14 protein-coding genes are annotated in these 13,761 nt (G+C 72.2%); 8 read left to right on the forward strand and 6 right to left on the reverse strand.

The window, feature by feature from the left end; translation table 11 throughout:
* Positions 1–229 precede the first annotated feature (229 nt).
* From I2501_RS16810 to I2501_RS16825, 4 genes are all read left to right on the forward strand, one after another.
* Positions 230–1,564, forward strand: a complete 1,335-nt coding sequence (locus I2501_RS16810) for a circularly permuted type 2 ATP-grasp protein (RefSeq protein WP_196194859.1) — start codon at positions 230–232, stop codon at positions 1,562–1,564.
* Between the two features lie 63 nt (positions 1,565–1,627).
* A complete protein-coding gene (locus tag I2501_RS16815; protein ID WP_196194860.1) occupies positions 1,628–2,371 on the forward strand; it encodes a dienelactone hydrolase family protein in 744 nt (247 codons plus the stop codon).
* A 64-nt stretch (positions 2,372–2,435) separates the two neighbouring features.
* Positions 2,436–2,702 carry a DUF6295 family protein gene (locus tag I2501_RS16820; protein WP_196194861.1) on the forward strand — a complete coding sequence of 89 codons (267 nt, stop codon included), beginning with the start codon at positions 2,436–2,438 and terminating at the stop codon, positions 2,700–2,702.
* A gap of 180 nt (positions 2,703–2,882) precedes the next feature.
* Positions 2,883–3,299, forward strand: a complete 417-nt coding sequence (locus I2501_RS16825; RefSeq protein WP_196195068.1) for a hypothetical protein — start codon at positions 2,883–2,885, stop codon at positions 3,297–3,299.
* A 12-nt stretch (positions 3,300–3,311) separates the two neighbouring features.
* On the opposite strand, the gene I2501_RS16830 is transcribed toward I2501_RS16825, so the two are convergent.
* Positions 3,312–4,397, reverse strand: coding sequence for a hypothetical protein (locus I2501_RS16830; RefSeq protein ID WP_196194862.1), 1,086 nt, complete (start codon positions 4,395–4,397; stop codon positions 3,312–3,314).
* A 335-nt stretch (positions 4,398–4,732) separates the two neighbouring features.
* On the opposite strand from I2501_RS16830, the gene fusA reads away from it, so the two are divergent.
* The 4 genes from fusA (at position 4,733) to I2501_RS16850 (ending at position 9,722) form a co-directional block, all read left to right on the forward strand.
* Complete coding sequence (gene fusA / locus I2501_RS16835; RefSeq protein ID WP_196194863.1) at positions 4,733–6,904, forward strand: elongation factor G; 2,172 nt, start codon at positions 4,733–4,735, stop codon at positions 6,902–6,904.
* A 199-nt stretch (positions 6,905–7,103) separates the two neighbouring features.
* Positions 7,104–7,946, forward strand: a complete 843-nt coding sequence (locus tag I2501_RS16840) for a TrmB family transcriptional regulator (protein ID WP_196194864.1) — start codon at positions 7,104–7,106, stop codon at positions 7,944–7,946.
* A 107-nt stretch (positions 7,947–8,053) separates the two neighbouring features.
* A complete protein-coding gene (locus tag I2501_RS16845; RefSeq protein WP_196194865.1) occupies positions 8,054–8,692 on the forward strand; it encodes a hypothetical protein in 639 nt (212 codons plus the stop codon).
* A gap of 61 nt (positions 8,693–8,753) precedes the next feature.
* On the forward strand, positions 8,754–9,722 hold the full coding sequence (locus I2501_RS16850) for a D-2-hydroxyacid dehydrogenase family protein (protein ID WP_196194866.1): 969 nt from the start codon (positions 8,754–8,756) through the stop codon (positions 9,720–9,722).
* An 8-nt stretch (positions 9,723–9,730) separates the two neighbouring features.
* Here the strand turns inward: I2501_RS16850 and I2501_RS16855 are convergent, their stop codons facing one another.
* From I2501_RS16855 to trpS, 5 genes are all read right to left on the reverse strand, one after another.
* Positions 9,731–10,237: a hypothetical protein gene (locus tag I2501_RS16855; protein ID WP_196194867.1), complete on the reverse strand. Its 507-nt coding sequence runs from the start codon at positions 10,235–10,237 to the stop codon at positions 9,731–9,733.
* A gap of 58 nt (positions 10,238–10,295) precedes the next feature.
* Positions 10,296–11,009, reverse strand: a complete 714-nt coding sequence (locus tag I2501_RS16860; protein WP_196195040.1) for an SDR family NAD(P)-dependent oxidoreductase — start codon at positions 11,007–11,009, stop codon at positions 10,296–10,298.
* Between the two features lie 173 nt (positions 11,010–11,182).
* Complete coding sequence (locus I2501_RS16865) at positions 11,183–11,569, reverse strand: MmcQ/YjbR family DNA-binding protein (RefSeq protein ID WP_196194868.1); 387 nt, start codon at positions 11,567–11,569, stop codon at positions 11,183–11,185.
* A gap of 83 nt (positions 11,570–11,652) precedes the next feature.
* A complete protein-coding gene (locus I2501_RS16870) occupies positions 11,653–12,264 on the reverse strand; it encodes a hypothetical protein (RefSeq protein ID WP_196194869.1) in 612 nt (203 codons plus the stop codon).
* Positions 12,265–12,446: 182 nt separating this feature from the next.
* Positions 12,447–13,496, reverse strand: coding sequence for a tryptophan--tRNA ligase (gene trpS, locus I2501_RS16875; protein ID WP_196194870.1), 1,050 nt, complete (start codon positions 13,494–13,496; stop codon positions 12,447–12,449).
* Positions 13,497–13,761 lie beyond the last annotated feature (265 nt).

Here is a 13,761-nt window from a genome sequence, read left to right on the forward strand (position 1 = left end):
TCCGCCGCAATGCGGGAATTCATGGCATTGCATACGGATCACGGTCATTGAACCGGCCTGATCCGCTACACGAAGTTCGCTCCGGTTCACACGCGAAGTCCATTTCCTCCGGAATTTTTTCCGAAATATGACCGGCGGCGCCAGGCAGGGTTGCGGCGGAGACTTCGTGCGGGGACACTCGGCACGGGTCAGGGGAAGTCACCGGTCGGGGAAGGGAACCGGTCTGCCGATGGACCGCACCACTGAGCTCTACCTCGAAGAATGCAGGACCCCCGGCAGCCGGCTGCGCCACGCGGTCGCGGACGCGGATCTTCCGCCGGTCCTCACCCGGGTGTCGGGTCACCGCCTGCTGCCCCGCCCGCTGTTCGTCTCGCAGCGTGAACTCCGCAGCTTCGAGCGGGACGTGGACGCGCTGTTCGACGTGCTCGTCTCACTCCCCGCCCGTCTCTTCGACGGTGACCACGCGCGCTTCCACGCAGCCCTCGGTGTCGGGGCGCGCGAGTCGGCGCTGCTGAGCCGGCTCGGTGCGAGCACGCCGCCGCGCTACGGACGCACGGACATGTATCACGACGGCGACGGCTTCAAGCTGCTGGAGTTCAACATCGTCAGCCAGGTCGGCGGCGTCGACCGCGCGGGCAGGCTGCCGAGCGCACTGATGGACGTCCCCGCCTTCGCGGAGTTCGCCGTCGCCCACCGGCTCCGATTCACCGACACCGGTCGCGAGGTGGCCGAGACGCTCCGGGCAGCCGGTCTGACGGTCACTCACGGCAGCGAGCCGGTCGTCGCCGTGGTGGAAGCGCCGGGCGAACTGGACCTGTACCGGTACAGCTGGGAGCCCTTCCAGGAACTCATGCACGGCTGGGGACTCGACGTCCGCCTGGGTGAGCTCCACGACCTCGACGTCCGCGACAGCGGCGTCTTCCTTGCCTGCGAACCGGACACACCACGTGTCGACGTCCTGCTGCGGGCGTTCGGCATCGACCAGGTCTGCGCCGCGCCGGAGTCCGAGTCGCAGCTCGAACGGGTCGTCCGGGCGCATCAGGACGGACGCGTCGTGCTGTGGACCCCGATGGGCGGCGAGTTGTACGGGAACAAGGGCTGTCTCGCCCTGCTCCACGACCCCGCGTTCCACGGTGCGTTCTCGGTCGCCGAGCGCGCCCTGATCGACCGGCTGGTGCCCTGGACCGGGGCGGTGGACGGCCGGGTGGACGCCTACGCGCTCTCCCACCGGGAGGAGCTGGTGCTCAAACCCAACGGCGGCACCGGCGGCACGGGCGTCGTGGCCGGCTGGCAGCTGTCGGACGAGGCCTGGGCCGCCGCTCTGGCCTCGGCACGCCGGAGCGGGGCCGTCGTCCAGCGCCGCGTGGTCCCGCGTACCGAACCGGTCGTGGATCCTGCCGACGGGCAGGTCACCGACTGGCACGCGGTACTGGGGATGTACATCACCCCGTCCGGCCAGGCCGGCTGCAACGCACGAGCACTGCCTGCCGAGCAGGCCGTGGTCATCGGCAACGGAGCCAGCCCCGACACGCGCACCGCGGCGGTCTTCGTCGTCGCGGACTGACTGACTGCGGAACACCGACCGCCGCCGAACGAAGGCTTCAGGCACGCGTGGTATAGCTGTGCCATGAACGGATCTCTGAGCGCTTCCACGATCCACTTCCCGGCCCACGGCGGGGACGAGATCGAGGGCTACCTGGCCCGCCCCGAAGGCGACGCGCCGCGCGGTGGCGTGGTGGTCATCCACCACATGCCCGGATACGACCGGGCCACCAAGGAGATGGTGCGTCGCTTCGCCGAGATGGGCTACGACGCCATCTGCCCCAACCTGTACTCCCGTGAGGCTCCCGGCGCCGCGCCGGACGACGCCGCGGCCGTGGCCCGCGCCAGTGGCGGTGTGCCGGACGAGCGCCTGGTCGGCGACGTCGGCGCCGCCGCCGCGTACCTGCGGGCGCTGCCGCACTCCAACGGCAAGATCGGCGTGATCGGCCACTGCTCCGGCGGTCGCCAGTCCGTGCTCGCCGCCTGTCACCTGGACCTCCAGGCCGCCGTCGACTGCTACGGCGCGTTCGTCACCCTCGACCCGCCAGCGGACTTCCCGACCTCGGCCCGCTCGCTGGTCGACCAGCTGCCGCAGCTGCGCGCGCCGCTGCTGGGCCTGTTCGGCGCGGAGGACAAGTTCCCCTCCCCCGACCAGGTCGAGGAGCTGGACCAGCTGCTGACCAAGGACGGCAAGCCGCACGAGTTCCACAGCTACGAGGGCGCGGGCCACGCGTTCTTCGCCGTGGACCGCCCGTCCTACAACGTGGCGGCGGCCAACGACGGCTGGGAGCGGATCGCCGCCTTCTTCGCCGCCAACCTCGGCAACTGAGCGTTCGATCGACCGAGCGTTCGAGCAACTGAGCGTTTGAGTAACTGAGCAGGAGTTCTGGACCATGTGCACGTACACCACCGTCAAGACCGAGATCGACGGCAGCGGCAAGGGGCCGGGCGGCTCCTGGTTGCACGTCACGGACGCGACGGTCTACTACGACCACCCCGTCCACGCGATGCACGAGCACACGCTCAACATCGACCTCGCCGACCCGTCCCGTGACCCGGCGGCCCGGGTCGCGCTGGAGCTGACGGCGGAGTCGGCACGGCGTCTGGTCGCGGCGATCCAGGAGGCGCTGGCGGCGGTTCCGGAGGAACTGCTCACCTGAGCCGACCGGCCGAACCAACGGGGGCGCGCGTCACCATGCGCGCCCCCGGCGTTTTCCCGCGCTTTCCTGCGCTTTCCCGCGCTTTCTCATGCCGCCTTCATCAATCCCGGCTCCCCACCGGGTATCAGCCTGGCAGCACCCCGTCAGCCGGACGGGGGCGAGCAGGGCAGGCGACTGAACATGGGACCGTTCGGACCGTACGGACGCGGGGGCCCGCACCACGGGGACCTGTGGATCTTCCCGGTGATCACCATGGTGATCTTCTGGGTGCTGTTGCTGATCGTCATCGTGGTGCTGATCCGCTTCATGACCCGCCGCTCGCGCTGGAACGCGCAGCAGGCGCACCAGGGCGGACCCGGCACCGCCGCCGGACCAGGAGGCTGGCCCGGCCCACCGAGGTGGGGTCCGCACGCGCAGGCCGCACCCACCGCAGAACAGCTGCTGGCCGAGCGCCTGGCCCGCGGCGACATCGAGGTCGACGACTACCACCGCCGTCTCGCCGCCCTCCGCGGCGAATCCGCCGCTCCTCCGCCGCCGACGGAGCCCCCGGCCCCGCCGATGCCGCCCGAGCCACCTGAGCCGCCGCCGACGCCGTGAGACCTCCTGCGCCTACTCCGCCGCGTCCGCCGGCTCCGTCCGCGCGACGGGCGCGGCCAACGCACGTGCCGCGCGGCGGACGCGCCAGGCATGCGCGACCGGCGGGAACAGGCGCGGCCCGACGCTGCCCGCGTCGTCCTTGGTCCAACCGAGGTTGTACTGGGCGAAGGCGAGGTTCGCCCGACCGGCCAGCGTCGCAAGCCGGTTCGCGCGCAGATGGGTGCTCTCGGAGCCGATGCGCACGACGAGCAGCCGGTCGCCGTCGGCGTCGAGCAGCACCATCCAGCGGCGATGGCGGAACGTGACCTCCTCCACGACCTCGGCCAGGGTCGTGGGCCGGGGTCCGGGGCCTTCCGCACTGAAGCCGTAGACGACCCCGCGCCGTGCCCGGACCCGAAGCAGCTCGCCGTCCCAGTCCAAGGCCGGGAGCCGCTCGGCCGGGAACGGCAACCGGTACTGCTTCGAGGCGGGATCCAACCGCAGCGGCCTACCCGGCCTGCCCGGCGCGGGCACGTGCCGCTGCGGCAGATCTCCCCGGACCAGGCTGCGCTTCGGGTCGGCCAGCTCCTCCGTCACCCGGTCCACCATCGCCGCGCGCCGCAGCGGACGCGGCATCAGCCGCCAGGTCGGGACGTCCAGCAGGGCGGGCAGCGGCGAGAGCAGCAGGAACCAGAGGCCCACCGAGCCGCACGTCCGCGACAGCTGGTCGAGATGGTCGTAGCTCGCCATGCTCGCGCTCGCGGGCAGCCCGTCGCGGCGGTAGGCGAACCAGGCGTTGGCGAGCAGCCCGAAGGACGCGCCGTAAAGGGCCACCACCGAACCCCGCCAGCAGACCCGCCGATGCCGCAACCGCCAACGCAGCGCCGGGAGTTCGGTGCGCGGAGCGCGCCAGACCCAGAGGGTCGCGGCGGTCAGCAGCAGGACCACCGCGGTCGAGAAGTACACGTTGTCCAGCGGATCGCTGTCGTCACCCGCCGGAAAGCAGAAGCCGATCCCGAGCAGCACGAAGAGGACCACGACCGCGATCCGCGCCTTCCGCCGCTGGTACCGCGCCCGCGCGCCCACCACCGACGCCAGTCTCCGCCAACTGCCCGCCACGACGCTCCCCCTCGTCCGTCATCGGCCCGCGTGCCGGCCCATGCCCCGGCCTGCGATATTCGGATGCCCCGCGGCGGATGCCTTCCCTACACTCGCCACGAACCGAGTTGAGCCATCAGACAGGGACGAGAGGAGCCGGGCCATGCGTCAGCGTAATGCCGCCCTGGTTCCTGTCCTCCGTCGGGCCGCTCGGTCCGAGGTGATCCTGGTGTCCTCGTCCCTCCGGTCCCGGCTGCGCGGCCGGTACCGGACCCGGTGACGACACCCGCGTTCTGACGCGCCCGTCCCGGGCAATCGCGCCGACCTGTCCAGGATTTCCTGAAAGGCCACCGGCCGTGCGTACCAACCGGATCAACCTGCTCTCCCGCGTCCGCAACATCGGCATCCTCGCCCATGTGGACGCCGGAAAGACCACCGTCACCGAGCGCGTCCTCTTCCTGACCGGCGCGACCCACAAGCGCGGCGAGGTCCACGACGGCACCACCGTCACCGACTTCGACCCGCAGGAGCGCGACCGCGGCATCACCATCTTCGCCGCGGCGGTCAGCTGCGACTGGGACGGGCACCGGATCAACCTGCTCGACACCCCCGGCCACGTCGACTTCGCCGACGAGGTCGAGCGCTCGCTGCGCGTCCTCGACGGCGCGATCGCGGTCTTCGACGCCGTCGCCGGGGTCGAGCCGCAGAGCGAGTCGGTGTGGCGGCAGGCGGACCGGCACGGCGTGCCGCGGATCGCGTTCGTCAACAAGCTCGACCGCGCCGGGGCCGACCTCGACGCCGCGGTGGACTCCATCCGTCGGCGGCTGCACCCCGCCCCGCTGGCGGTGCAGCTGCCGATCGGTCAGGAGGACGCGTTCACCGGCGTGGTGGACCTGGTCCACCTGCGGGCGCTGCTCTGGCCCGCCGGGACCGTGCCCGGTAATGCGGACGGAACTGCGGGCGGAGCGACGGGCGCCATGCTTGTCGCCCCGGTGCCGGAGGAACTCCGCGCGGGGGCCGAGGCGCGGCGTCACCGTCTCGCCGAGGCCGTCGCCGAGCTGCACCCCGCCGCCCTGGAGGAGTTCTGCGCGCTGGGCACCCTCTCCCCCGGGACGCTGACCGCCGCGCTCCGCGATCTCACCCGCAGCGGTGAGGCCGTGGTGGTGCTCTGCGGCTCGGCCTACCGGAACCGGGGCGTCGAGCCGCTGCTGGACGCTGTCGTGGCCTACCTCCCGGCTCCCTCGGACCTCCCGCCGGTCCAGGACGCCGGGAACGTTCACGGCACTGACCGCACCGACCGCACCGACCGCACCGTCGGCACCGACCGGTCCGCGGAACGCCCGGCCGATCCTGACGGGCCGCTGGCCGCGCTGGTCTTCAAGGTTCACGCGGCGCCGACGGGACGGCTGACGTTCCTGCGCCTCTACGCGGGGACGTTGCGGAAGGGCGACACCGTGCTCGACACGGCCTCGGGCCGCAGCGAGCGCGTGGGCCGGATCCTCCGCGTCCAGGCGGACCGTCATGTCGACATGGAGCAGGCCGTGGCCGGCGACATCGTCGCCGTGATCGGTCCCCGTTCGGCGCGGGTCGGGGCGACCCTGTGCGCGCCGGACGCACCGCTGGTGCTGGAACCGCCGAGCGTGGCCGTCCCGGTGGTGACGGTCGCGGTCGAGCCGCGTCGCTCGGCCGACGCCGGGCGGCTGGCGACGGCGCTGGCACGGCTGGTCGAGGAGGACCCGTCCCTGTCGGTCCGCACCGATCCGGAGACGGGTCAGACGGTGCTGTCCGGCATGGGCGAGCTGCATCTGGAGGTCGCGGTGGAGAAGGTCCGCCGGGAAAGGGAGTTGGACGTGGTCGTGGGCCGCCCGCAGGTGGCCTTCCGCGAGACGGTGACGCGTCCGGTGGGAGCGCTCACCTACCGGCACGCCAAGCAGGACGGCGGCTCGGGTCAGTTCGCCCAGGTGGTGCTGGACGTCGAACCGGCGGAGCAGGGCGAGGAGTTCGCCTTCCGCTCCACCGTGGTCGGCGGCCGGGTCCCGCAGGAGTTCGTGCGCGCCGTCGAGGCGGGCTGCCGCGACGCGCTCGTGGACGGCCCGGTCGGCGGCCACCCGGTCACGGGTGTGCGGGTCACCCTGACCGACGGGGCGACCCATGTGAAGGACTCCTCGGAGTTGGCGTTCCGCACCGCCGGACGCCTCGCCCTGCGCGAGGCGCTCCGACAGGCCGCGCCGATCCTGCTCGAGCCGGTGGTCGAGGTCACCGTGACCGTTCCCGACGACGCGGTCGGCGGCGTCCTCGGCGATCTGGCCGCCCGGCGCGGCCGGGTGACGAGATCGACGGCCCGCACGGGCACGTCGGCCACGGGCACGGGCACAGGCACGAGCACGCGCACGACCACGGGCACTGCGGTGGTGACGGCGACGGTGCCGCTGGCCGAGCTCTTCGGCTACGCGACCCGGCTCCGCAGCCGCACCCAGGGCCGCGGCACCTTCACGGTCCGCCCCACCGGGTACGCCCCGGCGCCGTAACCGTGCGTCATCGTCGGCCTGCCCCCTCCCTCGGGGGGCGGGCCGACGACCTTCGCGGACAGGCCGCCGACTTGACGGATTCTCACAAGTTCTCACAAGGTTCACGCATCCACCGCACACCCTCACCCCACACCCGTGCGTGGTGTGACAGACTGCTCACGGTTGGCAACCAGCCCGGTCCGTCTGATATGACTGGGACATGTCACTCACGGTCCCTTCCGTCCTCGCCGAAGGGCCCGCCGAGCGGGCTCTTGAGTCCCTTGGCCTGCCGCCTTACGCGGCAAGGGTCTACGCCGCGCTGGCCCGTGTCGCGCAGGCGACGGCGGCCGAGCTGTCGGAGGAGGCGCGGGTCCCCCGACAACGCGTCTACGACGTGTTGGAGTCACTGATCGACCAGGGCCTGGTGACCAAGGGCCCGGCCAAGCCGGCCGTCTTCCACGCCGTGGACCCGCTCGACGCGAGCGCCGTGCTGCTCGGCGCGCAGCGGGAGAACCTGGTCCGGCTGGAGTCGATCGCCGCCGACCTGGTGGCCGACCTGCGCCGCGCCTGGCAGTGCGCCCGCGCCGCCGCCCGCCGCGCGGGACGCCGGGATACCAAGTCCGCCGACACGAGCGGTGACTCCGGCCGGATCACGATGGCGCGCATGGAGCACTGGCGTGACTACGCGATGCATTCGGTGCTGGCCACCGCCCGCCCGCCGTTCGAGGGCCTCGGCGACCCGGACTGGATCCGCCGGGTCCGCACGCTGACCCGCTCGGGCGGGACGGTGCGCTGCATCTACCACTCCGACCTGCTCGACGACCCGGCGCTGGTGCGCCAAGCCGCCGCCTACGCCGCCGCCGGCGAGGAGGCACGGATCACCGACGGCGTGGAAACCCGGATGATCCTCACCGACAGCGCCCGCGCCCTGCTGACGCTGCCCGGCGCGGACCGGGCGTCGGCCACCGGCCCGGTGCTGATGATCGACCTCCCGCCCGCCGTCGAGGAGTTGGCGGAGTCGTTCACCCGCCTCTGGGACCACGCGACGCCGTTCGCGGCCTGAACAGGCCCTGGCCTTCAGGCCTCTCCCCGGCCACGCGCGGCGCGCGGGCCGGGGACGGGCGCGCGAGAATGGTGCGAGGGGTCTGCCCGTCCGTCTGGGAGGACCCGATGAGAAGCCACTCGCGCTACCCCCGCTACACGGCAGCAGCCGCCGCGCTCGCCGCAGGAGCCTTCGTACTCGCGGCAGGAAGCGCGTCCTCGACGCCCAACGCCTCCGATTCCAGCACCAGTGCCACCTCCAGCACCGCCTATCCGTCGTCGAGCATGACGTCGTCCAGCTCGATGCCCGCGCCCTCGTCCAGCACGAGCGGGTCCGGCGTGACCGTCACCCTGCACCTGTACAGCGTCCAGGAGATGTCCAACCTGTACACGCCCGACGGGACGGTGGTGACCAACCCGAGCACCGCGCCGACCCTCGGCAGCTACGTGGTGTCCACGAACACCGACTACACGGGCACCCAGGCCTCCCACGGCTCCGCCGTGGTCGCCACCGACCACCTCTACTGCCTGATCACCAAGGCCCCCGCCACCGCCACCTGCTCGGCCCAGATCGCGATGGTAGACGGGTCGATGCTGATCTCCGACAACTCCACGCAGAACCTCGCGACCAGCCAGAACTCCACCGCACCGATGACCTTCCCGATCACCAACGGCACCGGCAGGCTCGCGGGCGCCCACGGCACGGTGACGGTCACCCCGATCGCCAACAGCGGCAACGCGAACTTCACGGTCACCTACACGAAGTGAGCACACGGAGTGCGCACACCGAGTGCGCGCGTCGTGATCCCGCGCCGCTAGGCTCGGGATCATGGAGAAGCTGCGCTGTGCCGTCCTCGACGACTACCAGAACGTCGCACTGACCGCCGCCGACTGGTCCCCCGTCACGGACCGGGTCGAGGTGCGGACGGTGCGCCGGCACATCAGCGACCGCGAGGAGTTGGCCGAGGCCGTAGGCGACTGCGAGATCGTCTTCATCATGCGCGAGCGCACGCCGTTCGACGCGGAGCTGTTCGCGCGCCTGCCCCGGCTGCGGTTGCTGGTCACCTCCGGCATGCACAACGCCTCCGTCGACTTCGACGCGGCGGCACGCCACGGCGTCACCGTCTGCGGGACCGCAGGCACCGCGGAGCCGCCGGCCGAGCTCACCTGGGCGCTGCTGCTGGGCCTGGCCCGGCATGTCACCACCGAGAACGACGCGCTGCGCTCGGGCGGTCCGTGGCAGCAGACGGTGGGCACGGACCTCCACGGCCGCCGTCTGGGCCTGCTCGGGCTCGGCCGGATCGGCTCACGCGTGGCCCAGGTGGGACGGGCCTTCGGCATGGAGGTCTCCGCCTGGAGCCAGAACCTCACGGCGGAAAGGGCCGAGGCGGAGGGCGTCGCACTCGCCGCCAGCAAGGAGGAGCTGCTGGAGAGCAGCGACTTCGTCTCCGTCCAACTGGTGCTGAGCGACCGGACCCGCGGCCTGGTCGGCGCGCCGGAGCTGCGGCGGATGCGCCCCACCGCCTTCCTGGTCAACACCTCGCGCGCGGCCATCGTCGACCAGGACGCCCTGGCCCAGGCGCTCCGCGAGGGCTGGATCGCGGGCGCGGCCGTCGACGTGTTCGACATCGAGCCGCTCCCGGCGGACCACCCCTTCCGCACGCTGCCCAACCTGCTGGCGACGCCGCACATCGGCTACGTGACCGAGCGGAACTACTCACGCTTCTTCACCGAGGGCGTCGAGGACATCGCCGCCTTCCTCGACGGCAGCCCCGTGCGAACGCTCAGTAAGGGCTGAACGCCAGGTCAGGCGGCCGACCCGCGCGACCCGCGCGACCACCAGTGACGCCTCGGCGCCCGGTGCGAGACTGGCCCGTCGGTCAGATCCTCGTCCGATGCGCTCGGCTCGGGCGAGGACGACGCCGAGGCCGCTGCCCCCGACGCTGCCTCCGAGGCCGACGGCTGCGAGGCCGTCGGCTGCGACGGCGGCGGCGCGACCGGTCGGCCTGCGGCGTCCTTCGGCGGGTGCAGGCCCTCGCGGTCGTACTCCGTCGTGGCGATGACCTCGATCAGCTGGTCCTCGCTCATGTCCTCCGAGCCGGGGACGTGCGGGACAAATCCCATCAGCACGCCGTCCTGCAGCACCTCGGCCTCCAGGCCCAGCGCGTCGCTGCTGTCCCAGACCGCTTCGCCCTCGTCGTCGGGGAGCACCACCCGCACCGCGTACTCGTAGACGCCGAGGTCGGCGAGGTGCGCCATCACGCGGCGCGCCCGCAGCGCCGCCACCAACCGCTCCGCCCGCTCCTGCTCCATCGCGGCACCGCCTCGGTCGACTGGCCCCGTTCCCCACGGTAAGCCGGTCCGGCCCGCGCTACATCCCGCCGGCGACGCGCAGCACCGCGCCCGTGGCGAAGGACGCGTCGGCCGACATCAGCCAGGAGACCGCTCCCGCGATCTCGGCCGGATCGCCGGAGCGCCCCATCGGGATGGTCGAAGCGAGCTTGGCCGGGCGCTGCGGATCGGCGTGGAACTCGGTCCAGATGACGCCCGGCGCCACGCAGTTGACCCGGATCCCGTCCTGCGCGACCTCCTTGGCCAGCCCGACCGTCATCGCGTCCACGGCCGCCTTCGACGCCGCGTAGTGGACGTACTGGCCGGGACTGCCGAGCGTGGCCGCGGCCGAGGAGATGTTGACGATCGCACCGCCGCCGTTCGCGCCCATGTCCCGGATCGCGCGGCGGGCGCAGAGCAGGTAGCCGAGGACGTTGGTGTCCAGCGCCCGGCGCAGTCCGTCCACGTCGGCGTCGGCCAGACGGCCGTTCGGCCCGCTCTCACCCGCGTTGTTGACCAGCCCCGTCACCGGGCCGAGTTCCCGGGCGGCGGCGTCGAAGAGCGCGTCCACCGCGGCCTCGTCGCCGGTGTCGACAGCGACCGCCACCGCCCGACGCCCCACAGCGCGGACGGCGTCCGCGACCTTCTCGGCGGCGGCACGGTCCGAGCGGTAGCCGACGACGACGTCGTGACCGTCGGACGCGAGACGTTCGCAGATCGCCGCGCCGATGCCACGGCTTCCGCCGGTGACCACCGTGACGTGCTGCCTGGCGACGTGCTGCGTCGCATCCTGCACTGCGACCTGCGCTGCGACCTGCACTGCGTCCTGCGCTGCGTCGTGCACTGCGGACCTCCAAGGCCGAGTCGATCTTCCCGCTCGACCCCAGAATTCCACAGCTGCTCCGCCCGAAGCGCTCTGATTCCGGCTCAGCTCTCGCCCAGATACTCCTTGACCAGCTTCTTCGGCGCGCGGTCCAGCCAGGCCTCGGTGATCAGCTCCGTCAGCTCCTGGACGTCGATGTGGTCGAGCTGGACCAGGACCGCCGGGTAGCCGTCGAAGTGCGGCGTGGTGAAGTAGACGTCACCGCCCTGTTCGACCAGCGCCGCCTTGACGCCGAGATCGGGCACCCGGACACCGAGGATCGGCCCTCCCGGCGCCGCAGCGCCGAGCGCGGCCAGATCGGTGGAGCGCAGCGGGCGCTCCCAGACGAAGCCCTTCTCGCCGACCCACCAGTGCGCGTGGTCGCGCGAGGGGCGCTCGCTGGTGCCGGGCAGCCCGAGCGCGATCCGGCGGACGTCGTCCCAGGTCGCCATGGAGCGAGTCTAGGTCCGTCCGACCGGCCGCGCCCGGGCCGCAACGCAGCAACGCCGCAGTGCCTACCTCGGATACGCCTGAGTCAGCCGCGCTTGCCGCCGAGGAAACCGCGTCGGCCGCTGTCCTCCGCCGGCGCAGCGGTCTTGGCGTTCGCCTCGACCTTGGCCCTCCCCTCGGTCCTCGCGTCAGCCTTGCCCTCGGGCTTGACCGTGTCCGCCGGGGCCTTGTCGACCTTGAGCGCACGGGCCAGGGCGACCACGTCGTCCAGCGACCGGTGCACGGCGGCAATGCGCAACGCGCTCTCCACCGCGGCCACGGCTGGGCCGTCCGCCAGCGAGCCGACCAGGAAAGCGACGTCCGCTATCGGTCTGTGGACCACCGCCGCACACAGGATCTCGTGCCCTCTCGCCTGTTGAGCGCCGTCAAGTGACGCGAGTAGTCGTGACACGTCCTCCAGCGGGCGTCCTGCCGCGATCGCACAGGCCGGGCTGGGTGAGCCCATCTCACCTGCGGAGTCGAGGATCGCGAAGAGCTGCGCCACCTCCTCCACCGGGCGGTTCGCGACCGCGGTGTGGACCAGCGAGGACGCCCAGTCGTGCCCGGGGGCGGCGACGACGTCGGCGGCGGTCCGGCCGGAGGCGGTCTGGGTGTTCTCGGTCGTGGAGGACGGGTCGAGCGAGAGAGCGCGTGCCACGGGACTACTCCAGTGTGTGCAGTGATTCCGCAGCGTCCCTGCGGAAACGCCCGTCCCGAGCTCGGAGGGTTTCCGGGGTTCCGCAGACGAACGCTCCCACCAGCGTCTCCGCCACCCGGCCGGACGAACACCCCGGACGGCCAAGTGGGGGAATCGTCCCGGCGGGTCGGCCCGAGGCGGCGTCAGTACCGCGCGTTCATCGCCGCGCGGACCTCCTCCAGCGTCGCGTCGGCCACCTCGTTGGCGCGGGCGTTGCCGTGCCGCAGCACCTCCCGGACCGCGTCACGGTCCCGGGCGAGCTCGGCGCGGCGCGCCCGGATCGGGGCGAGGTGGCCGTTGACGGCGTCGGTGACCCGCCGCTTCAGGGCGGCGCCGCCGCCGTCGCCGAGCTCCTCGGCGACCTGGTGCGGGTCGACGTCCTCGCAGAGCGCGGCCAGCAGTACCAGGGAGGAGACCGCGGGGCGGTGGACCGGGTCGTAGCTGATCCGACGGTCGGCGTCGGTGACCGCACCGCGGATCAGCCGGACCGTCTCGTCCGCCGTCGCCGCCAGCGAGATCGCGTTGCCCCGGCTCTTGCTCATCTTGGTCCCGTCGGTCCCCAGCAGCAGCGGCGCGGCGGAGAGCAGCGCCTCGGGCTCGGGAAAGACAGGCGTCCCGGCGGCGTAGCGCTCGTTGAAGCGCCGCGCCACTGTTCGGGTGACCTCCAGATGCGGCACCTGGTCCTGACCGACCGGAACCACCTGGGCCTTGCAGAAGAGGATGTCCGCCGCCTGGTGCACGGGATAGGTGAACATCAGTCCGCTGACGGCGTGTTGACGCGAGTGGGCGATCTCGTCCTTGACCGTCGGATTGCGCTGCAGCTCGGCGACGGAGACCAGGCTGAGGAACGGCAGCAGCAGCTGGTTGAGGGCGGGGACGGCGCTGTGGGTGAAGATCGTGGCGCGGTCCGGGTCGATGCCGACGGAGAGGTAGTCGAGGACGAGCTCCGCGACGTGGCCGGGCAGGTCCTCGGCGACGTCGCGATCGGTGATCACCTGGTAGTCGGCGATCACGACGAAGAGCTCCGCGCCCTGCTCCTGAAGCGCGACGCGGTTGCGCAGGGTGCCGAAGTAGTGCCCGAGGTGCAGGCGTCCGGTGGGACGGTCGCCGGTCAGCACGCGGGTGGCGGTGCGGGTCGGGCTGCCGGCACGGGTCACGGTGCCGGCACGCGTCAGGGTGCTGGTGCTGGTCATGGTCTCTCCCGGTGGTCGCGCTGGGCGCTGGTGTGGGTGGCAGGGCCGTGGGACGGCGGGCCACCCGCGCCTGGAAGAACCGGGACCGGGAAAACCGAAAGGCCGTCCGGACGGACGGCCCAAGGCATGCGTGGTGCATGCGTGCGTGAGGGTCGGCCGCTCCTAGGAGGAGCGCCACCAACCCAGCGACGTCGTGCGCACGCACGAAGAACGATGCATACGGCAAGCATAGCGTCCGGGCCTGGGCGCGGCGCGGAGTTTGCGC

Source organism: Streptacidiphilus fuscans (genome assembly GCF_015690355.1).
Lineage (GTDB): Bacteria > Actinomycetota > Actinomycetes > Streptomycetales > Streptomycetaceae > Streptacidiphilus > Streptacidiphilus fuscans.